General features: G+C 73.1%; 21 protein-coding genes and 1 pseudogene. 7 read left to right on the top strand and 15 right to left on the bottom strand.

The window, feature by feature from the left end:
- Positions 1-80: 80 nt before the first annotated feature.
- From Prum_RS00730 to Prum_RS00720, 3 genes are all read left to right on the top strand, one after another.
- Positions 81-878 (top strand): phosphate ABC transporter ATP-binding protein, encoded by a 798-nt coding sequence (locus tag Prum_RS00730; RefSeq protein WP_425571430.1) that lies wholly within the window; start codon positions 81-83, stop codon positions 876-878.
- Between the two features lie 160 nt (positions 879-1,038).
- Positions 1,039-2,238 (top strand): Ig-like domain-containing protein, encoded by a 1,200-nt coding sequence (locus tag Prum_RS00725; RefSeq protein WP_173073023.1) that lies wholly within the window; start codon positions 1,039-1,041, stop codon positions 2,236-2,238.
- 117 nt (positions 2,239-2,355) lie between these two features.
- On the top strand, positions 2,356-3,462 hold the full coding sequence (locus Prum_RS00720; protein WP_173073021.1) for a WxL protein peptidoglycan domain-containing protein: 1,107 nt from the start codon (positions 2,356-2,358) through the stop codon (positions 3,460-3,462).
- Between the two features lie 183 nt (positions 3,463-3,645).
- On the opposite strand, the gene Prum_RS00715 is transcribed toward Prum_RS00720, so the two are convergent.
- Positions 3,646-4,110, bottom strand: a complete 465-nt coding sequence (locus Prum_RS00715; RefSeq protein ID WP_173073019.1) for a hypothetical protein — start codon at positions 4,108-4,110, stop codon at positions 3,646-3,648.
- 5 nt (positions 4,111-4,115) lie between these two features.
- Entirely contained in the window at positions 4,116-4,355 is a 240-nt protein-coding gene (locus Prum_RS00710) for an amidohydrolase family protein (RefSeq protein WP_173073017.1), read from the bottom strand.
- A 32-nt stretch (positions 4,356-4,387) separates the two neighbouring features.
- On the opposite strand from Prum_RS00710, the gene Prum_RS00705 reads away from it, so the two are divergent.
- Positions 4,388-4,534 carry a hypothetical protein gene (locus Prum_RS00705; RefSeq protein WP_173073015.1) on the top strand — a complete coding sequence of 49 codons (147 nt, stop codon included), beginning with the start codon at positions 4,388-4,390 and terminating at the stop codon, positions 4,532-4,534.
- Between the two features lie 98 nt (positions 4,535-4,632).
- Here the strand turns inward: Prum_RS00705 and Prum_RS48755 are convergent, their stop codons facing one another.
- From Prum_RS48755 to Prum_RS49030, 3 genes are read right to left on the bottom strand one after another with little or no spacing between them, the layout of a single operon-like run.
- A complete protein-coding gene (locus Prum_RS48755) occupies positions 4,633-5,439 on the bottom strand; it encodes a roadblock/LC7 domain-containing protein (RefSeq protein ID WP_178132630.1) in 807 nt (268 codons plus the stop codon).
- 24 nt (positions 5,440-5,463) lie between these two features.
- Positions 5,464-6,036, bottom strand: a complete 573-nt coding sequence (locus Prum_RS00695; RefSeq protein WP_173073014.1) for a hypothetical protein — start codon at positions 6,034-6,036, stop codon at positions 5,464-5,466.
- Positions 6,037-6,057: 21 nt separating this feature from the next.
- The gene (locus Prum_RS49030) at positions 6,058-6,195 is read right to left on the bottom strand and encodes a hypothetical protein (RefSeq protein WP_218576929.1); all 138 of its coding nucleotides are present in this window, start codon (positions 6,193-6,195) and stop codon (positions 6,058-6,060) included.
- 84 nt (positions 6,196-6,279) lie between these two features.
- Here Prum_RS49030 and Prum_RS49025 point away from each other — a divergent pair, with 84 nt between their 5' ends.
- Positions 6,280-6,465, top strand: coding sequence for a hypothetical protein (locus Prum_RS49025; RefSeq protein WP_218576928.1), 186 nt, complete (start codon positions 6,280-6,282; stop codon positions 6,463-6,465).
- Positions 6,466-6,493: 28 nt separating this feature from the next.
- Here the strand turns inward: Prum_RS49025 and Prum_RS00685 are convergent.
- From Prum_RS00685 to Prum_RS00670, 4 genes and pseudogenes are all read right to left on the bottom strand, one after another.
- Positions 6,494-6,864 (bottom strand): annotated as a pseudogene (locus Prum_RS00685) (hypothetical protein).
- Positions 6,865-7,106: 242 nt separating this feature from the next.
- The gene (locus tag Prum_RS00680; RefSeq protein ID WP_173073012.1) at positions 7,107-7,547 is read right to left on the bottom strand and encodes a DUF6069 family protein; all 441 of its coding nucleotides are present in this window, start codon (positions 7,545-7,547) and stop codon (positions 7,107-7,109) included.
- Positions 7,548-7,884: 337 nt separating this feature from the next.
- Positions 7,885-9,975 (bottom strand): NAD-dependent DNA ligase LigA, encoded by a 2,091-nt coding sequence (ligA, locus tag Prum_RS00675; RefSeq protein WP_173073010.1) that lies wholly within the window; start codon positions 9,973-9,975, stop codon positions 7,885-7,887.
- 38 nt (positions 9,976-10,013) lie between these two features.
- Positions 10,014-10,559 (bottom strand): GNAT family N-acetyltransferase, encoded by a 546-nt coding sequence (locus Prum_RS00670; RefSeq protein ID WP_173073008.1) that lies wholly within the window; start codon positions 10,557-10,559, stop codon positions 10,014-10,016.
- A gap of 71 nt (positions 10,560-10,630) precedes the next feature.
- Here Prum_RS00670 and Prum_RS00665 point away from each other — a divergent pair, with 71 nt between their 5' ends.
- Positions 10,631-12,229 carry a hypothetical protein gene (locus Prum_RS00665; protein WP_173073006.1) on the top strand — a complete coding sequence of 533 codons (1,599 nt, stop codon included), beginning with the start codon at positions 10,631-10,633 and terminating at the stop codon, positions 12,227-12,229.
- On the opposite strand, the gene Prum_RS00660 is transcribed toward Prum_RS00665, so the two are convergent.
- Both Prum_RS00660 and Prum_RS00655 read right to left on the bottom strand, forming a co-directional pair.
- Positions 12,130-13,857, bottom strand: a complete 1,728-nt coding sequence (locus Prum_RS00660) for a WD40 repeat domain-containing protein (protein WP_173073004.1) — start codon at positions 13,855-13,857, stop codon at positions 12,130-12,132. The genes Prum_RS00665 and Prum_RS00660 overlap by 100 nt on opposite strands.
- A gap of 13 nt (positions 13,858-13,870) precedes the next feature.
- The gene (locus Prum_RS00655) at positions 13,871-14,539 is read right to left on the bottom strand and encodes an NAD(P)-dependent oxidoreductase (RefSeq protein ID WP_173073001.1); all 669 of its coding nucleotides are present in this window, start codon (positions 14,537-14,539) and stop codon (positions 13,871-13,873) included.
- A 77-nt stretch (positions 14,540-14,616) separates the two neighbouring features.
- Here Prum_RS00655 and Prum_RS00650 point away from each other — a divergent pair, with 77 nt between their 5' ends.
- Entirely contained in the window at positions 14,617-15,102 is a 486-nt protein-coding gene (locus tag Prum_RS00650) for a MarR family winged helix-turn-helix transcriptional regulator (protein WP_173072999.1), read from the top strand.
- 26 nt (positions 15,103-15,128) lie between these two features.
- Here Prum_RS00650 and Prum_RS00645 read toward each other — a convergent pair whose 3' ends face one another.
- Genes Prum_RS00645 through Prum_RS00630 form a run of 4 tightly spaced genes read right to left on the bottom strand, consistent with a single transcriptional unit; the run spans position 15,129 to position 19,346 of the window.
- Positions 15,129-15,764 (bottom strand): TetR/AcrR family transcriptional regulator, encoded by a 636-nt coding sequence (locus tag Prum_RS00645; RefSeq protein WP_173072997.1) that lies wholly within the window; start codon positions 15,762-15,764, stop codon positions 15,129-15,131.
- Entirely contained in the window at positions 15,761-17,308 is a 1,548-nt protein-coding gene (gene mhpA / locus Prum_RS00640) for a bifunctional 3-(3-hydroxy-phenyl)propionate/3-hydroxycinnamic acid hydroxylase MhpA (protein ID WP_173072995.1), read from the bottom strand. The genes Prum_RS00645 and mhpA overlap by 4 nt, the downstream gene beginning before the upstream one ends.
- Entirely contained in the window at positions 17,305-18,240 is a 936-nt protein-coding gene (locus Prum_RS00635; protein ID WP_173072993.1) for a fumarylacetoacetate hydrolase family protein, read from the bottom strand. Before Prum_RS00635 ends, mhpA begins: the two co-directional genes overlap by 4 nt.
- Positions 18,237-19,346: a VOC family protein gene (locus Prum_RS00630; protein WP_173072991.1), complete on the bottom strand. Its 1,110-nt coding sequence runs from the start codon at positions 19,344-19,346 to the stop codon at positions 18,237-18,239. Before Prum_RS00630 ends, Prum_RS00635 begins: the two co-directional genes overlap by 4 nt.
- Positions 19,347-19,528 lie beyond the last annotated feature (182 nt).

Raw genomic sequence — 19,528 nt, 5'->3', positions numbered from 1 at the left:
CGGTCCAGCTGTAGTAACGGTCCAGAAAGGACAGTGTGGTGACCGAGCTGCAAGCCCCGACGCTGACCGCGACGGCCCCCGTGGCGGCGACCAACCGGGAAGGGTTGGCCACGCTGGAGGCCCGGTCGATCTCGGCCTGGTTCGGCGACCACAAGGTCCTCGACCGGGTGTCGCTGACCATGCCGGCCGGGGAGGTGACCGCGCTGATCGGGCCGTCCGGCTGCGGGAAGTCGACGTTCCTGCGCATCCTCAACCGGATGCACGAGCTGGTGCCCAACGCGTCGCTGGCCGGGGAGGTGCTGCTCGACGGCCGCGACCTGTACTCCGCCGACCGGCGCATCACCGACGCCCGCCGGCAGGTCGGCATGGTCTTCCAGAAGCCGAACCCGTTCCCGGCCATGTCCATCTACGACAACGTGGTGGCCGGTCTCAAGCTCACCGGCACCCGGACCTCCAAGCGCGGGCGCGACGACCTGGTGGAGGAGACGCTCACCAAGGCCGGGCTCTGGAAGGAGGTCCGGGACCGGCTCCGGCAGCCGGGCGGCGCGCTGTCCGGCGGCCAGCAGCAGCGGCTGTGCATCGCGCGATCGCTGGCCGTACGCCCGCGGGTGCTGCTCATGGACGAGCCGTGCTCGGCGCTCGACCCCACGTCGACGCGGCGCATCGAAGAGACCATCGGGGAGCTGGCCGACGAAGTCACCATCGTCATCGTCACACACAACATGCAGCAGGCGGCCCGCGTGTCGCACCAATGCGCGTTCTTCCTCGCCTCGCACGGCACACCCGGCGTGATCGTCGAACATGGACCGACGTCGGCGATGTTCGACCACCCGCAGGACCCTCGTACGTCCGACTACGTCCACGGCCGTTTCGGCTGAATCCTCATCGAGCTGAGGTGCGGACACCGAGAATTCGCCTTCCGCACGTCCGGCGGAGAGATTGGCCTGCCTGCCGGGTCAAAGCCTGCGTGGAACCTGATGACCGGCCGGGTCACCAGGACCTGGCCTGAGCAACATCCTCAATGAGAGGAAGTGATTCATGAGCAAGCGTATGTTCGCTCGCGCGGGCGCGCTGCTTGGTGCGGCCGTCATGTCGGCGGGCGTGCTCGTCGCCGTCGCGTCACCCGCGCAGGCGGCGTCGCTTGGCACCATCACGCTGTCGCAGACCAGCGGCACCGTGGCCGGTTCGCCGATGTTCGCCAACGCGACGACCTCCGCTGCCTGCCCCACCGGGTACGGGGAGAACGCGGCGCTTCGGGTCGGCCGGCCGGGCGGGCCTTACTCCAACCTCGCCCCGGCCTTGGGCGGCGGCGGGTACGACACCGCTCCCATCTCGGTGGGCGCGAACCGCTCGTTCACCACCGCGCTGGGCGGCACCGCGCCGGCTGCCGGCACGTGGTGGGTCATCGTGGAGTGCTTCAGCCTGACCCTGGGCCGGCACGCCGACGAGTTCCAGATCCCCATCGAGGTCACCGGCGGCAACTGGGCCGTTGACTCCGGCCCTGAGGCGACGACCACCACGCTCGCCGTCTCGCCGTCCGGCACGATTCCGTCCGGCGCGACGGTGACCCTCACCGCGACGGTGTCCCCGGGCACCGCCACGGGCACCGTCGAGTTCCGGCGTGGCTCGACCGTGGTCGGTTCGGCCCCGGTCGGCAGCGGTACGGCCACGTTGACCGCCACGCTGCCGGCGGGTACGCACTCGCTGACCGCGGTGTTCACGCCCGCCACCGGAGCGGACTTCCTCGGGTCGACCTCGAGCCCGGTGTCCGTCACGGTGGAGGGTCCGCCGCCCGGCGGTACCGAGCAGGAGATCGTCGCCGACATCACCCCGGGTGCGTTCAGCCTGACGGTGGCCGGCAACACGACGAGCCTGACCGGCGGCGTCGTCGGCGGCGCGGCGACGGGCAACCTGCAGACGGCCACCGTCACGGACCAGCGCGGCAGCAACGCCGGCTGGACCCTGACCGGCCAGCTGGAGGACTTCAACACGGTCCCGGCCACGACCACCATCCCGAACTCGGCCCTCACGTGGACCCCGTCCGCGGCGAAGACCAGCGGTTCGGGCACGGTCACGGCGGGTGCCGCGGGGAACCTGGGTGCGCCCCGCACCCTGGCCTCCGCGGCTTCGGGCGGCAGCGCGGGCGTCTTCACCGCCGGCGCGGGCCTGAGCCTGGCCATCCCGGACACCGCCAACCCGGGTTCGTACGCCGCCACCCTGACCCTGACGCTGGCCTGACCCTTCGTCGTTCTGAACGCCGAGCTGGTCGCGCCCGCCACGGGTGACCCAGGCGGAGGTGTCGCAGGCGCAAGCCTGCGGCACCTCCGCCGCATGCCTGTTCCGAGGAGCCTCATCATGAGAATTGGCCGACCCGGGTTTTTCCTAGCCGTCCTGGCTCTGGCGGTCGCGGCGCTGCCCGCCCTGCCGGCGTCAGCGGCCGCGCCCGGCGACGAGTTCAAGTGGAGCGTCGTCCCGTCCAGCCGCAGCGGACCCAGCGGGCGCAGCCGCTTCGAGTACACGCTCAAGCCGCGCGAGGAGATCGCCGACTGGGTGGCGGTGAGCAACCTGGGCAAGAAGCCGCTGAAGGTGGACATCTACGCCACCGACGCGTTGAACGCCCCGGACGGCGGCTTCGCGCTCATGCTGGCCAACCAGCAGCCGAAGGGCGTCGGCTCGTGGGTCGCGTTGCAGGTCAAGCAGTACACCGTGCCGGTCGGCAAGCGGGTGGACATCCCGTTCCGGCTGAAGGTACCCGCGAACGCCGAGCCGGGCGACCACATCGGCGGCATCATCGCCTCCGCCACCGAGGCCACCACGAACGCGGAGGGCCAGCAGGTCAACGTGGAGCGTCGGGTGGCCGCGCGGGTCTACCTGCGGGTGGACGGACCGCTCCAGCCGGTCGCCCAGATCACCGCCGTGGACGTCCAGTACGACAACCCGCTGCAGCCGTTCGGCGGCCGCGACATGACCGTCACGTACCGGGTCGCGAACCTCGGCAACGTGCGCTTCTCGGGTACCTCGCGGGTGGTCGTCAAGGGGCCGCTGGGCGTACGCGTGGCCAACAGCGAACTGATCGACATCCCCGAGCTGCTGCCGGACTCGGAGGTCCGGCTGACCCGGAAGGTGTCCGGTGTCTTCCCGGCCGGGCGGCTGAGCGCCGAGGTCATCGTCAACCCGACGGCGCAGTCGGGGGCGCTGGAGTCACTGAGCGAGTCCCGCTCCTGTGGGCGCTGCCCTGGCTCGTCATCGCCGTGCTGCTGGCGGCGCTCGCCGTACCCCTGCTGGTGTGGTGGCGGCGCCGGCGGGCCCGCCGGCTGGCCGCGCAGCCCGGCTTCGACGACCTGCCCGCGGCGGTGCCGGCGGCCCGCGGCGTCGCGCTGGTCGTGGTGGCGCTGGCCGCGTTGGGTGGGCCGGCGGCGCTGGAGCCGAGCCCGGCGCAGATCGACATCCAGGTCTCGATAGCGCCGTCGTCCACGCCGGTCACCCCGACACCGACGCCCGCGCCGAGCCCGACCGACGGCGGGGAGGAGGTGGCGACCTGCCGCGGACGGGCCTCGCGTTCGGCGCGATCATCGTGGCCGGAGTGGCGCTCCTCGGCGGGGCGCGGGCCTGCGGGTACTCGGCCGTCGCTAGGGCGGTGTCGCACTAGGTACGTGGGTACTGGCGCCGGTCCTGGTGGACCTCGCGGCGGATCATCCGGGTGGCGCACAGGTTCTCGGCCATGGTGACCGCCACGTACGGTCCGTGGTGCTCGATGTCGGTCTCGCCGGCGAGGATCGCCCGCTGCGCCGAGCGGAGCAACTGGACCAGTTCGGCGAGGTACACCTCGTCCAGGAAGCACGGTGGGTCCGCGGCCGCGATCAGCGCCGCCTCGATCTCCCACATGCACCGGTCGGCCGCGCCGGCCAGCAGCAGGCTGCGCGCGGCCAGGCAACGGGAGTACAGGCGGATCCAGGTGAGCAGGTGGTTCCGGTCGTCCAGGACCAGCGGGAGTACGCGGGTGCCGGTGTCCACGTCGACGCCCTCCGGATGCAGCCCGCGCGCCACCACCTCCTCGCAGACCTCCAGCGGATCGCTGCCCCGCAACACCACCCGGCCGCCCTCGTCCACCGCGCTCACCGCCGCCCGAGCAGCCGCAGCAGGTTGCCGCCGAAGAGGTCGGCGAAGCGCGCGACGTCGATCCCGGCGATGTTGGCCATGACGGCCAGTTCGTGCAGCGAGTTGGCGCTGCTGGCGTACGGCAGGTCCGATCCGTAGAGCACCCGCGACGGGTCGATGGTGTCCAGCACCGCGTACAGGTCGTAGGCCCGCACCACCGAGGTCTCGAAGTACAGATTCGGGTACGGGGCCAGCACCGAGATCGCCCGGGCATGTCGATGAACGTGGAGTGGCCGAGGATCAGCCGCAGGTCGGGCAGCGCCTCGGCGATCCGCGCCAGGTCGCTGGAGACCGCCCGCATGCCGTACCCGGTGTGGATGAGCACCGGCAGCCGATCCGCCGCCGCCTGCGCCAGCAACTCCTTGACGGCCGGTGAGTCCAGGGTGAAGTCCTGCGCCCGCGGGTGCAGCTTGATCCCGCGGTGTCCGCGGTCCCGGCACCGGGTGTACTCCGGCTCCCACGGCCCGCCCGGGTTCAGCCGCATGAACGGGATGAGCCGCTCGGGCGCCTTCTCGTGCGCGGCCCAGATCCGGTCGTTCGGCACCCGGAAGTCGTCGCCCTGCTCGGGGTCGTCGAACGGGAAGACCACCGCGCCGTCGACGTGGTACTCGTCGAGGTCGCGCAGCAGGTCGTCCAGGTCCAGCGCGCGGCCGTCCCGGTCCCGGCCCAGGTGCGTGTGCGTGTCCCACACCGGCGAGTCCTCCAGCATCCCGGAGGTGAGCCGCCGCAGGTAGGCGTACGAGTGCAACGGCACGCCGCGCTCCGGCACCACCAAGATCTCGAAGTAGCGCTCGTAGGGGATCCGGTCCGGGGCTGACACCACCTCATTATCGACCATGGCACGAGAGATAGATCCCATTTGGGGCTATCTACAGCCGTGACTGGACGGCCAGGTGCACCCCACCATGGGGTCAGCCGGCTGGTCACGCCGCGCGCCTCGATGTGCAGCCGGGCGATGTTCAGCCCCTCACCGCCCAGCACCGCCAGCAGGGCGGAGTCGCCGATGGCGTACACGGAGAAGTAGCCCTTGAGGCTGCGGACGGTGGACTCCCGAAACGGCCCGTGACGCAGCGCGAGGCCGGTCTGCCGGCCCAGCCCGAACGTCGCCGCCGCCAGCGCCGCCAGGTCGTGCGGCTCCGGCCCGGTGCCGAGGTCGTGCAGGATCAGCAGTCCGTCCACGCCCGCGATCACCGACCCCAGGACGCCGCTGACCGTGTGCCGCAGCGACTCCATCTCCGCGTACGCCGCCTTGACCTGCTCCTCGGCGTTGATGTCATTCATCGAAAACCTCCGTACTAACACTGGTCAGGCGAGCCGGTGCAGGCCGTCGCGGACCCGGCGCAGCGTGCGCCGGTCGGCCTCGAACGGCTCGCCGACCAGCGAGGTGAACCACATCGGTGACGCGTGCGGCGCCGCCACCGCCGCCGGTCCGGGCGCCGCCGGGGTACGCCGCGGCAGCGCGCCGGCGGCCGGCTTGGCGGTGGCGGAGGCGCGTTCCCGGGCCGGACCGCGGGCGGCCGGGTCGAGCAGGTGCCGGAACTCCCGCCGGGCCATCGCGAGGTTGGCGGTACGGCGGTCGAGCATCAGGTGCGCGACGCAGCCGCCGGCGTCCTGGCTCCGCACGGTCCGCAGCACGTGGAACCACGTCGGCCCGGTGACCACCAGGTCGTCCATAGTGGAGCCGGAATCCGTGAGACGGACCAACTCGGCGGCCGTCTCGGCCAGGCCGGCCGCCAGCGCCGTCACGCTGTCGCCGTCGGGAAGGTCCCGGACGGTGGCCATCTGAAGCCGGGTCCGGGTCTCGATGGCGGTCACGATGACGGCGCGCGCACCGGTTATCCGCAGCGCGTCCTTCCAGACGACATCGTCGATCCACATGAGACCTCGGCCCGGCGGCCGTCAGCCGGCAAGGCTGGCGTCCAGGCGGCGCATCACCATCCTGGCCTGGGCGAAGAGCATGCCGATGTTCACCGACCGGCGGGTGACGACCACCGACACCATGTCCTCCGCCATCGAACTGCGGATGAAAAGGTGCACGAGGTTCTCGCTGTTGACCAGGATCTCCCGGAAGTAGTGGCCCGCGTTGTCGATGCCCGGCGCTTGTTGAACATCTCTTCGATCATGACCACGTTGCGGCCCTGGAACATGTCGAACGTCGCGGCGGCCAGCAGGTCGAGCACCTCACCCGGGTGGCTGTCGACGGTGTCGACGGCCAGGAGCATGCCGGTGGACATGTCCACCATCCCGGCGGCCACACAGTCCGGCACGTTCTGCCGGAGTTCCTTCACCGTGTTGGTGATGATCTGACTGATGCTCGGCTCGCTCATCGTCCGGCTCAGATCTCGATCGACGACTCGATCATCCTTAACTGATGCCGAGCCATGCCCAGGTTCGCCCGGGACTTGCTCAGCGCCAGGTAGAGGAACAGCCCCTTGCCGCCACGCGTGCCGAGCGGGCGGATCAGGTGGTACTGCGTGTCCAGCGTGATCAGGATGTCCTCGATGCCGTCCGCGATGTTGAGCATCTCCAGCGTGCGCATCTTGGCCCGCACCACGTCGGTGTTGCCCGCCGCCGCCACGGTCAGGTCCAGTTCCGCCGATCCACCGGCCACCCGAGGGTCATGCCGCTGGAGTAGTCGACGAGCGCGACACCGATCGCGCCCTCGATGTTCATCGCATCCTTCAGCGCGGTGTCAATCGCAGCCATGCTCGTGCCTCCTGTGTCAACGATTGAGGCGCCACCCACCGCGCTGTCGCGCGGTGGTCGGCCGGGCGCCTGGTTCCCTGGTGGAGACTTGCACGATGCTCGGTCGGACGCAGCGGATGCGGTGATTCGTGACTGAGCGGTTGGTCAGGCCCGGCCCGAGCACCACGCGAGGTCCCCGGCACGCCCGATACCGCGGCGCCGTTCGGAGGAGTAGAGAACGCCCACCCCACAGTGGATAGTGCTCACGCGGCGTGTTGCTGTGGTGGCATGAAGCGACGGAAGGTCGGGACGGCGACCGCGGCGACGGCCACGTGCATCAGCATGAGCGCCACCACGCCGGTCGTCGTGATGCCGGGCTGCATCTCGGTGTCCACCAGCAGTGCGACGTCCGGGATCAGGGACACGGCCACCACGATGGGCACGAGTGTGCGCAACATGGCTGCGGCGTTGCGGCTCCGGCCGACGTTCAGCCGCCAGCCGACCGCGCCGGCGATGACGCCCAGGATCGTGAGCGGCACGTAGGCCGCCGGGGTGAGCGGCTGGAACTCCGCCGGGGCGTCGAGCGGGCCGCGGCTGACCAGCGCGATGACGCTGTTGGCGACCAGCGCTCCGAGCGCCGCGAGGCCGGCCGCGGTGACGGTGGACTTCCAGGACGCCTTGCCGACGCTGAGGGTGGTGGTCACGGCGGTTCCTCCGGGGTTCGTTTGAAGCTTCAACTGCGTCGCCAGTCTCCAGCCCTTGACCTTGAAACTTCAACAACCAAGCGGTGTGCCCCCGTCACACGCGCCGCCGCGTACCGCCGTCCGCGGCCTTCGCACGCCGATCAAGGACTTCGCGCATCGATCAAGGCTTTCCGCGTCGATCAAGGGCATATGGTCGTGAATCGGAGATCGAACCACGACCGTTCGCCCTTGATCGACGGGCAAAGCCTTGATCGACGGGCAAAGCCTTGATCGACGGGCAAAGCCTTGATCGGCGCGGCGCCCGGCGCCGGGGCCGCGGGCCGGGTCAGGGGCGGGGTCAGAGGGCGGGGTTCTGGATCTCGTGGATGAGGGCGGCGAAGTCGGCCGCCGGCATGACGCGGATGCCCAGTTGGGCGGCCTTGTCGGCCTTGGAGCCGGCGCCGTCGCCGACGACGACGAGGTCCGTCTTCTTGGAGACCGAGCCGGACGACCGGCCGCCGAGGCGTTCGACGGCCTCGTTGCCCTCGTCGCGGGTGAGGCCGGGCACGGAGCCGGTGACGACCACGGTCATCGGCGTGCCGTCCGGGCGCTGCAGGGGCAGCAGCGCGGCACCCTCGGGCGGTACGTCGTGGACGGTGGCGTCGGGCTCGGTCATGGCGAGGCCGCGGTCGGCGAGCTTGCGGATGACGGGGGTCAGCTCGACCAGTTCGGCGGCGATGGTGACCGCGCGCTCCGGGCCGACGCCCTCGACCCGTTGCAGGTCCTCCACGGTGGCGGCGAGCAGCGCGTCCATGGTGCCGAAGTGCCGGGCCAGCCGCCGGGACATGGACCGGCCGGTCATCCGTACGCCGAGGCCGGTGAGCACGCGGGACAGCGGCTGGGCCTTGGACGCCTGGATGTTGGCGACGAGCTTGGTGGCGGACACCTCGCCGAGCCGCTCCAGGGCGGCCAGGGCGGGCACGTCGAGGTCGTACAGGTCGGCGGGGTCGGTGACCAGACCGGCCTTGACCACTGCGTCGATGATCTTGTCGCCGAGCCCTTCGATGTCCACCGACGTGCGGGCGGCGTAGTAGGCCAGCGACTCGTGCGCGCCGCAGGCCCGGCCGCGGGTGCAGCGCCAGCGCTTCTGGGCACGGTCGATGTCGCCGCCGCAGCGCGGGCAGTGGGTGGGCGGCTCGAACGGCACCGAGTCGGCCGGGCGCAGGTCGAGCTGGGCGCCGGTCACCTCGGGGATGACGTCGCCGGCCCGGCGGACGAAGACGGTGTCGCCGGCCCGTACGTTGCGGCGGACCAGGTCGTCGAAGTTGTGCAGCGTCGCGGACGTGACGATGACGCCGCTGATCTGTACCGGATCGAGAACGGCCACGGGCGTGATGACGCCGGTGCGGCCGACCTGGACCTCGATGCGCAGCAGCGTCGTGGTGCGGGTGTCCGCCGGGTACTTGTAGGCGATGCCCCAGCGCGGCGCGCGGCTGGACGACCCGGCGGCGGCCCGGTCGGCGGGCTGGTCGGCCTTGATGACCGCGCCGTCGACGCCGAAGCCGAGCGTGCCCCGCGCGGCCGTGAGCGCCTGCACCGCGGTGACCACCTCGTCGATCGTCGCGCACACCGGCATGCCGGCCGGCGACCCGGCGGTCGTGGCGACGCCCAGCTCCTCGATGAGCGCCATGGCGGCGGAGTGCGGCATCGGCTCGCCGTCGCCGCCGTCGAGCCCGTGCACCGCGTACGCCAGGAAGGACAGCGGGGCGTCGTACGCCCGGTCCTGCGCGCGCAGGGTGCCCGCCGCGGCGCTGCGCGGGTGCGCGAACGCCGGCTCGCCGTGCCCGGTGCGCAGCGCGTTGGCCGTGGCGAAGTCCGCGTCGGTCATGAAGACCTCACCGCGGACCTCGAGCGTCACCGGCTCGCGCAGCCGGGCCGGGAGCCCAGCAGCCCGGCGGGCCTGGCCGGTGACGTCCTCGCCGGCCCGGCCATCGCCGCGGGTGGCGACGAGCGTCAGCTCGCCGCCGGCGTACCGCGCGGCGATCGCGAGGCCGTCGATCTTCGGCTCGACCGTGTAGCCGCCGGCCGGGTGGCCGATCACCTTGTCGAGCCGGGCGGCCCACTTGCGCAGCGCCTCCTCGCCGAAGACGTTATCGAGGCTGAGCATCGGCTCGCTGTGCACGATGTCGCCGCCGACGCCCCCGCCGGCACCCACCGTCTCGGTCGGTGACCGCGCGTCCTTCCACTCCGGGTGGGCGGCCTCGGTCGCCGCCACCCGCGCCATCACCCCGTCGTAGGTGGCGTCGTCCATGTCCAGGTCGGGCCCGCTGTAGTACGCCGCCGCGGCCGCCCGGAGCTGGTCGACCGCCTCCTGGTACGCCTGCGCCGACGCCAGCGGCACGGCCCGCGCCGCGTCCACGACCGGATCGACGGAGTCCACCGACGCCATCGCCACCCACCCCCGCTCGGTTGCCGAATAGTCGCAGCCTAACGGCGCCACTCCGGCGCGAGCACCGACCAGACCTCGATGTCGTGCCGCTCGCCCCGGTGCGCGTAGCTCTCCCGCAGCACGCCGTCCTTGCTCATCCCGAGCCGCCGTGCCACCGCGATGCTGGCCTCGTTCGCCGCGGCGACCAGCCATTCCACGCGGTGGATGCCGCGCTCGTCGATGGCCCAGTCGATGATCACGCGGGCGGCCCGGGTGACCAGCCCCTTGCCCGCCGCCGACGGTTCCAGCCAGCAGCCGGCCTCCGCGGTCCCGCGCTCGACGTCCATCGTCTTGAACAGCACCCCGCCGACCAGTGTGCCGTCCGTCCAGATGCCGTAGATCCGCCCGGCGTCGGCCGCGGCCTTGTCCGCGTACGACTGGAGGAACGCGCGGCTCGACTGCGGGCTCGTGACGACGTCCGGGAGTCCGACGTACCGCCCGATGAACTCGCGCCCGCGGTCGATGTGGGCCAGGAACTCCTCGGCCCGCCACGGCTCCAGCGGGCGCAGCTGCGCGCCGTCGTCGCCCAGGGAAATCGTGTACATCGGTCAAGCTTGCCGCATCCGGTGGACTCGATGTCCGGCTATTCTGGGCTGCCTGGCAGGGGGAGGCGGGCATGTCGCTGCGCGACCGACTCGGGCATCCGGACGACGAGGTACGGCTGGCCGCGGCCCGCCGCGCCGCGATCTCCGGCGACCTGGGGCTGGTGGACCCGCTGCTGGAGATGGCGCTGCACGACACCGCCGAGGTCCGTACGGAAGGCGGGATCGCCGAGGTGTACGAGCACGTCGGCGACGCCGCGGCGCAGGCGCTGGGCCGGATCCTGGGCCGGCGGCAGGAGGACGACCCGCGGATCCGGGCGGCGGCGCTCGACCTGGACCTGGACGACGACCGGGTCGCCACCCTGCTGCACTTCCTCGGGCCGAAGTACGAGCCGCTGCGGCGGGAGTTGGAGACGCACGCCGAGGACCGGGTACGGCTGCGTGCCGTCCGAGCGGTGCTGTCGATCGACCGGACGGGGGAGTTCAGCGCGCGGTTCGTCACCGACCCCGCGGCGGCGGTGCGGGTGGAGGCGCTGGAGGTGCCGGCGACGGTGCTGGACCTGGACGTCTGCCTGCGGCTCCTGCGCGAGGACCCCGCGCCCTCGGTGCGCACCGTGGCCGCCCGGTCGCTGCGGTTCACGCCGGTCGGCAGCGAGCCGTTCATCGCGGCGGCGCGGGTGGAGCGTGACCCGCGGGCGCGGGCCATGCTGCTGTCCTGCCTGGTACGCCGTCGCCGGGACCGGCCCAACGCGCTGGCCGTGGCCGGGTTCTTCGCCGACGCCGCGCCGTACACGCGAAGCCAGGCGTGCGAAGCGCTGCGCGGCGTGGACGACGCGGCGGTCGGCGCGGCGATCGCGGTGCGCGTCCTGACCGAGCCCGACGAGCGCAAGCTGATCGGGCTGCTGGGCTACCGGCACCTGCTGACCCACGCGCCCGAGCTGCGGGCCGTGCTGGAGCGGATGCGCCGCCACACCCGCCAAGATGGGCAGCGGTGGGCGCTGGATGGCGCGCTCGCCGTCGAGCCGCCGCCGGACACCGGTGCCCGGCCGGATCCGGTCGACGGACTGGACGGCCCGCAGCGGGCGCGGCTGGGTCGGGAGGTCCTGCGCCAGGCCGCCGCCGCGATCGAGCCGCGGATCGCCGCCGCGCCGGACCAGGGGGAGACCCGGGCGCTCGGATGCCTGCGGGCGTGGCTGGCGCGGCCCGGCGAGGCGACGCGCGGCGCGCTACGGGCCGAGCTGGACGCCGCGGCCGGGTCGGTCGGCGACCCCGACGCGCCGCGGATCGAGGAGGTCTGGGACTGCCTGGGCGCCGCCCTTTCCGGCGACGTCCGCGACGCCATGCGCGCCGCCGCGGGTACGGCCGCGCAGGCGGCCCGCCGCGATCCACTGTGGAGCCGTGTCGACCCGGTACGCGGGCCGGTCGTCGCCGCGCGGCGGGCGCGGGAGCTGACCCGTCTGGTGCACCTGTACACCGCCCGGCTGATCCGCGCCGGGGTGGACCCGGTGCCGTCGGATCCGGTGCGCCGGCTGCTGCTGGACGGCGAGGACCTGGGGGAGGACCCCGCTGACGCCTACCGTCCACTCCGGACAGCCGGGTGTAGGCGCAGGACACCGATTGCGCTTTGCATACCGACCAGGATGGCGCCGTCGTCGGCGAGGGCGACGGCGTAGACCGGGTGCTCCATCGGGATCCGGTGCAGCCGCGTACCGGCGTCCAGGTCCCAGACCCGTACCGTGCCGTCGAAGCCGCCGGAGACCGCGATCGCGCGCCCGTCCGGGTGCCGTCCACACGCGACGGTCCGGGCGTCCCGGTAGTGCCCGTGCAGCGGATCGCCCACCGGCGCGCCGTCCGGCAACCGGTACCGGTGCAGGCGGCCCGTGTCGTCGAGCGCGACGACCAGGTCGTCGAGGATCGCCAGGGCGGACAGGGCATGCGGCCCGCTGACCGGGATGGCGGCGGTCGGTTGGGCGGTCGTCACGTCGTACACGCGCAGCACGTGCCCGGTCGTGACGGCGAGGACCGGGCGGCGACCGCACGCGACGGCCCGGCCGCCCTGGCTCAGCCGGACGGCGCCGAGCGCCGCCCCGGTCAGCGGGCACCACCAGCGCAGCCAGCCCAGGTCTCCGACGGTGACGGCGACCGCGCGGCCGTCCGGCAGCACCGTGGCGGCGACGGCGCGCACCGGCTCGGGGCCCGGCTCCGGCGCCGGCACTCCGGGCGGGCGGTAGCTGCCGGTGCCGGGCAGCGGATCGGCCACCGGCATGACGACCGTGCGCAGCAGGGCACCGGTGTCCACGTCGAACACGCACATCCGCCCGTCGAGGCCGGCCGTCACCGCGAGAAGCGGCCCGCCGGGCGCCCGTACGCAGGCGACCCCGACGGCGTAGTGCGCGTCGTGCAGCGCGTCCGGCGGCGGCGCGCCCTCGACCAGGTCCCAGGCGCCGACCCGCCGGTTGTCGTGGGTGACCACGGCGATCCGCCGCCCGTCGGACCGGGTGGCGCAGGCGGCGGCCGTCGGCGACGCGACCGGTACCGGGGGCGGGTCCGGGCGCCCGGCCGGCTCCCAGGCCCGCAGGACGCCGTCGAGGCCGCCGGTGAGCAGGCAGGTCTCGGCGTGAGCGAGCACCGACACCGCCGGATACCGGGCGTCGACCCGCGGCGGGTGCGGCAGCGGCGGCGGTTGGCACTCGCGCAGCCGGGGCGGGTCGCCGGCGATCGCCCACGCGCGTACGCCGCCGGCGGTCGTGGTGGAGTCCATCATGGTCCAGTCGTCGACGTAGACGGTCTGCTCGACGCCGACCAGCAGCGGATCCCCGTCGCGCGGCGTGACGGCCCGCAGGGACCGCGGCCGCAGGACCACGGCGACCCGGTCCCGCTCGACCGGGGCGCCGTCCACGGCCTCCCACAGCCGCAGCCCGGTCTCGTCGGTGGCGGCCAGGACGTGCCGGCCGGTGACGGTGGTGGCGCCCACCTCCACGGCGCCGTGCCCGTGCGCGAGGGGGTCGCCGCTGTCGAGGTCCCACACCCCGTACTCGCCGGACGCGGCGACGGCGCCGACGATCCCGCGGACCGTCCACAGTGCCACGACCGGCCCGCGCAGCGCGGCGAGCGTGCGGTGGTGCGTCTCCTCGACCGGCAACAGCCACCGCGCCGTCCACGGTAGGCCACCGTCGTAGGCGAACCGGTCGGCGAGCTGGTCCGCCCCGGCGCGGCGGGCCGCCAGCTGGAGCTGGGACAGCTCCTCCCCGGCTCGCAGGTACGCGCCGGCGCGCTCGCGGGCTGCGGCGGACGGGTCCATACCGCCGAGTGTGTCAGCTCGCGACGCCGACGACCTGCTTGACGGTCTCGGGTTGGTCCACCATGCGGAGCATATGGTGGGCCACGTCGGCGCGGGGCACGGAGAACCCGCCGCGGATGTTGCGGTTCAGCGCCACCCGGTACGTGCCGGTCAGCGGCTTGTCGATGAGCTTCGGCGGGCGGGACACCGTCCACTCCAGACCGCTGTCGCGCAGGATCTGCTCGGTCAGGGCGAGGTCGGCGTAGTGCTTGCCGAACAGCGCGCGGGCGAACCGGCTGCCCAGGTGGCGCATGAAGAAGCCGTCGCCCGGATCGTGCCGGGGCGGCTTCGGCTGGCCGGGCACGGGCACCGGTCCGACCGGTGCGGCGCTGACGATGATGATCCGCCGGACGTGCTCGGCCTGCATGGCCGCGACGATCGCGCGGGTGCCGCCCGAGGTGATGCCGACGTCCGTGCGCGGGTCGCGCGGGCCGAGCCCGGACAGCACGGCGTCGGCGCCGCGGACGGCCGAGGCCAGCGCCCGCGGGTCCGGCGCGGCGAGGTCGACGGCGACGGTGCGGATGCCGGGCGGAAGGTCGCGGGGGCGGCGCGCGACGGCGGTCACCTCGTGCCCGCCGGCCACCGCCTGCTCGACCAGGTGCCGTCCGATGCCGCCGGTGGCGGCCACGATCGTGAGTCTCATCGGTCCTGCCCCTCTCTGGGACTCTCGATGCCGTATTATTTGAGAACCATATTAGTTGAGTTCGGGATCGAGACAATATGAGTCACGTAACATCAGGGGATCAGCGTGCCCGGCGGCGCCTCACCACGCAGATCAAGGAGTCGATGCGCGACCTGCACAACCAGCTGTCGATGCTGAACCGCCAGGTCGGGACCCACCTCGACCTCAAGGACATCGACATGGACTGTCTCGACCTCGTCAGCCGGCAGGGGCCGCTGAGCCCGACCGCCCTGGCCCGCCTGGCCGGCCTGCACCCGGCCACCATGACCGGCATCCTGGACCGGCTGGAGCGCGCCGGCTGGATCGTGCGCGAGCGTGACGCCGCGGACCGGCGCGCTGTCATCGTCCGCGCGCTGCCGGACCGCGGCAAGGAGATGTTCGGCCTCTTCGCCGGGATGAACACGGCGATGGACGCCATCTGCGCCGAGTACGACGACGGGCAACTGCGGCTAGTGGCCGACTTCCTGGCCAAGGCCACCGGCGCCGGCCGTACCGCCACGCACGACCTGTCCGCCAGCGCTTGACCGGCGGCTCAGCCCGCGAGGCGGGGTCAGCGTGAGCGCGGCAGCGGGCGGCCGGCCACCTCGCGGGCGTCGGCCTCGGCCAGTCCGAACATCCGCAGCAGGCTGACGGCGAGCTCGTCCGCGGCGTGGTCGATGGCGGACGCCTGCTGCTGGAACAGGCTCAGGTGCAGCACGCCCAGCAGGGCGCCGCCGGCGCACGCGATGGCCACGGTCGGGTCGGCGAACGCGAGCCGGCCGGCGTCCCGGGCGTGCAGCAGATCGCGCAGCGCCCGCGGCGCCAGCCCGTGCGACGCGGTGAGGTAGCGCGGCCCGACCCGGTCGATGATCTTCGCCATCTCGGGCTGCGTCTTCGGGAACCGCGCGGTGATGCGCACCGACGCGGCGAAGACCTCGGCCGGATCGCGGATGTCCGCGGTGACCTCGTCCAGCATCGCGCCGTGCTCCTCGATGACCTCGTCCACGGCCGCCTCGAAGAGCTCCTGCTTCGACGTGAAGTGGTTGTAGAAGGACCCGAAGCCCACGTCGGCCGCGTCGGTGATCTCCTGGATGCTGACTTCGCCCGGATCGCGGGAGGTCAGCAGCGCCCGGGCGGCCGACACCAGCGCGGCGCGGGTGCGTGCCTTGCGCCGGTCCAGACGATTTCCGGATGCCGCCTGCGTCATGCCGAAATCGTAGAGGTGATCCCGGCGGCCTCCAGGAGGTGGCGCCAGCCGCGCAGGTCGGCCCGGTCGGCGCTGGCGGCGACCACCCGGTCCGGCCGCACCAGCAGAGCCTCGGCGCGGGCCCGGTCGAACAGGGGCCGCAGCGCTGGATCGTCGCAGTGGACGAACCGGGTGCCGAGCGCCTCGAAGAAGTCACGCGTCCGCGGGTCGAAGGCGCTACCCGTGTCGGGGCGGCGGGTGACGACCGCGAACCCGTCGCCGAGGGCCTGGTCCAGCGGCACGTCGCCGTCCGCCGTACGCACGCGCGGCTGCGGGCAGAGCCGGCCCGCGGCGCGGTCGCGACGGGCGGTCAACGGCCCGGCGGGAAAGGCGGGCCAGGCCGTGTCGAGGACCCGCTGCTCGACGCCGGGCAGCCGGCTCACGGTACGCAGGGCGGCCCGCCGCAGCCCGGCGGTGCGCGCGCTGCAGCCGGTCATGAGCCAGCCGACGAGGATCGCCATGCGGACGACCCGGCGGGCGTACGGGCGCCGCTCGGCCTCGTAGGTGTCCAGCAGCCGGTCGCCGGCCCGGCCGGAAAGGACCAGCGCGAGCTTCCAGGTGAGGTTGGCGGCGTCGCGGATGCCGGCGCACATGCCCTGGCCGATGAACGGCGGCGTGAGGTGCGCGGCGTCGCCGAGCAGGAACACCCGCCGGTCGCGCCAGCGCCGCGCCACGCTGCCCCGGAAGGTGTACGCGGTGCGGCGCTGGAACGTGAGCTTGTCCGGGTCGACGGTGCCGAGCCAGGGCCGGATCAGCGCGACGACGCGCGCCTGGTCCAGGTCGTCCGGCTCGCCGTCGCGCAGCCGGAACTCCCACCGGTACCGGCCCGGGGTGACCATCATGAACGTGGCCGCCCGGTCGGGGTCGCAGACCTGCTGCACCCCGTCGTACCCGTCGAGGGGCCGCGGGCTGTGCGCGTCGACGACCAGCCACCGCTGCGCGAACCCCAGGTCCTCCATGGCGGCGCCGATGCCGTCACGGACGAGGCTGTTGGCGCCGTCGCACCCGAGCACCGCGTCCGCCCAGACCTCGAGCTCGGCGCCGGTGCTCAGGTCGCGGTAGCGCACCTGTACCGGTGCCGGGCCGCCGGGCACCTGCTCGACGGCGAACACCTCCACCCCGGTACGCAGCCGGGCGTGGGGCAGCTCGGCGAGCCGGGCCCGCAGGACGCGTTCGAGGTCCGGCTGGTCGAACATGTTCGCCTGCGGGTAGCCGTGCGGGCCCGCGTGCGGGTCGCGGGTGAACTCGGCCAGCGGCCGCAGGTTCGCGTCGACCAGGCGCATGCCCGCGGCCGGGCGGGAGATGGCCCGTACCTGCTCGCCGACGCCGAGGCCGGCGAGGATCCGGAAGACCTCGTCGTCGAAGTGCACCGCCCGCGGCAGCGGGTACACCTCGGGCCAGCGGTCCAGCACGAGACACTCGACGCCGCGCCGCGCCAGCATGATCGCGGCCGTGGTGCCGGTCGGCCCGGCACCGATCACCGCGGCCTGAACGTGTGGTGTCATCGCACCGTATTGTGCTGCGCGCCGAGGTCCAGCGCGCCGTCATCGGTCCGGATCGCGGCGACCACCCGGTCGCCCGGCTTGAGGTACGCGTCGCTGCGCGCCTGCCCCTTCACGAACAGCTCCCACCGCTTGGCCTCGGGCAGCAACCCGGCGACGCGCTGCACCAGCGCGCCCGGCGGCTGCAGGGCGACACCGCCCGGGGTACCGGTCAGCAGCAGGTCGCCGGCGTCGAGGCGTTCCAGCCCGGACAGCTCGGACAGCGTCGCGGCCGGGCCGAAGACCATGTCGCCGGCCAGCCCGTCCTGCCGCGGGGCGCCGTTGACGGACAGCGTCAGCCGCAGCTCGCGCCAGCGCGCGACCTCCCGCTCATCGGGTACGCACAGGTACGGCCCCACGGGGCAGAACGACGGGTAGCTCTTGCCCTTGTACCACTGGCCCTGCGGTAGCTGCACGTCCCGGGCGCTGACGTCGTTGGCGAGCACGAACCCGCCGACGTACTCGGAAAGGTTGTCGTCGGTGACGGTGACCGGGCCGGTGATGGACTTGCCGAGCACGATGCCCAGCTCGACCTCGTAGTCCAGCAGCCGCACGTGCGCGGGCCGGACGATGTCGTCGTCCGGCCCGGCCAGCGAGGCCGTCGACTTGGTGAAGAGCATGTTGAACGCCCGGTCCGGGTCCATCCCGGACTCGACCATGTGGGACCGGTAGTTGGCGCCCTGGCAGACGATCCGGGCGCCGGGCGTGGGGTGCAGCAACCGCAGCCCGTCCCGCCGGACCGGTGCGGTGTCGAGGGTCCGCGCCAGCTTCGCGCCGTCGCCGAGCACGTCGGCGGTGGTGACGTACTCGGGCGGCAGCGGCAGGACGTCGTCGCCGCGCAGTACGCCCCACGCGGCGCCGTCGGCGGTCGCGTACCGGACCAGGTTCACGCTCATCGGGTAGCCACCTTCAGCAGTCCGACCAGGCGCCGGACGTCGAACTCGTTGTCGCCGTCGCGCAGCGCCGTGACCAGGTCGCGGAGCACGTGCGCGGACGGTTTGGCGCCGAGGAAGTCCCGGGTGACCGAGGGCCCCCACTGCGCCAGCCCGCTGGCCGACATCTGGGCCCAGCCCACCTCGACGGTGTTGTCGAACATGTCCCCGTCGGCGAAGTGCTCGACCATCACGCTGTCCGGGTCGCGCCAGTAGTCGAAGATCTGGCTGCCCTGGATGTGCCGGCCGATGCCCCAGGCGCGCTTGTACCCGCGGCCGGCCAGGAACTCCCCGCCCGCCGCGACCGCGTCCAGGTCGGCCACCTGGTACGCCGAGTGCACGTACCGGCGGCCCGGCCCCAGGTGCATCGCGAGGGTGTGGTGGTCGGCCGGTGTCGTGCCGCGGTCGCAGCGGACGAACGCCATGGTCGGGCCGCGGTCGCGCTGTCCGGGGAAGTACAGGAAGTCGCTGACGATCATCCCGAGGTTTTCCAGGTACCAGTCCAGCGTCCGGCCGAACCGGGGCGTCTCCAGCACGACGTGGCCGAGCCGCTCGATGCGCGCCGGCGCGCGCGGTGGCCGCTGGGTCGCGTTGACCCGCCGCAGCCGCCCGACGTTGAGCGGCAGCGGCGCCTGCCGGGGCAGCTCTGGCAGCTCCTCGGTCCCCGCCACCACCTGGACCGGGACGCCTGACGGGTCGGTCAGCCGCACCACGGCCCCGTGGCCGGGCAGCTCCCGCACGCTCGTACCGCGGGCACGCGCGAGTCGCTCCAGATCCGCGCGATCAGACGCGCGAAACGCCGGCCCGACGAACCGCGACCTTCGGCCCTGGCGGACGATCACGCATTGCGATCCGGGCAGGGTCCCGCGCAGGTGCAGCTCGGCGCCGTCGCGGAACGCGGTGGCGAACCCGAAGTCGTGCGCGAACCGCTCCGCCGCGTCCAGGTCCGGCTTCTCGAACTCCAGCCAGGCCAGGTCCTCGACCTTGATCACCGGGTCGATGGCACGCGCCGGCCGGTCGCCGCGCACCGCCCCGCGCTCGCTGTGCAGGTCCTCGTGTGCCGTCGCCATGTTGTGATCACCTCCGCATAACTGATGAAATCATCAACTCTGGGTCCGGTGTTGTCAACGGCTCGGCGCTCGCGTGCTCCGGCTCGGCCGCGGCGGCCCGGCGGCGTCCGGGCAGGATCACCGCGACCAGGGGAACTTGCACAGCCGCCGCGACCGCCGTCCTCGTCGCCGCCGGCGTCGCT

It is taken from the genome of Phytohabitans rumicis (assembly GCF_011764445.1).
Classification (GTDB): domain Bacteria; phylum Actinomycetota; class Actinomycetes; order Mycobacteriales; family Micromonosporaceae; genus Phytohabitans; species Phytohabitans rumicis.
This window is presented reverse-complemented; position numbering and strand designations above follow the sequence as displayed.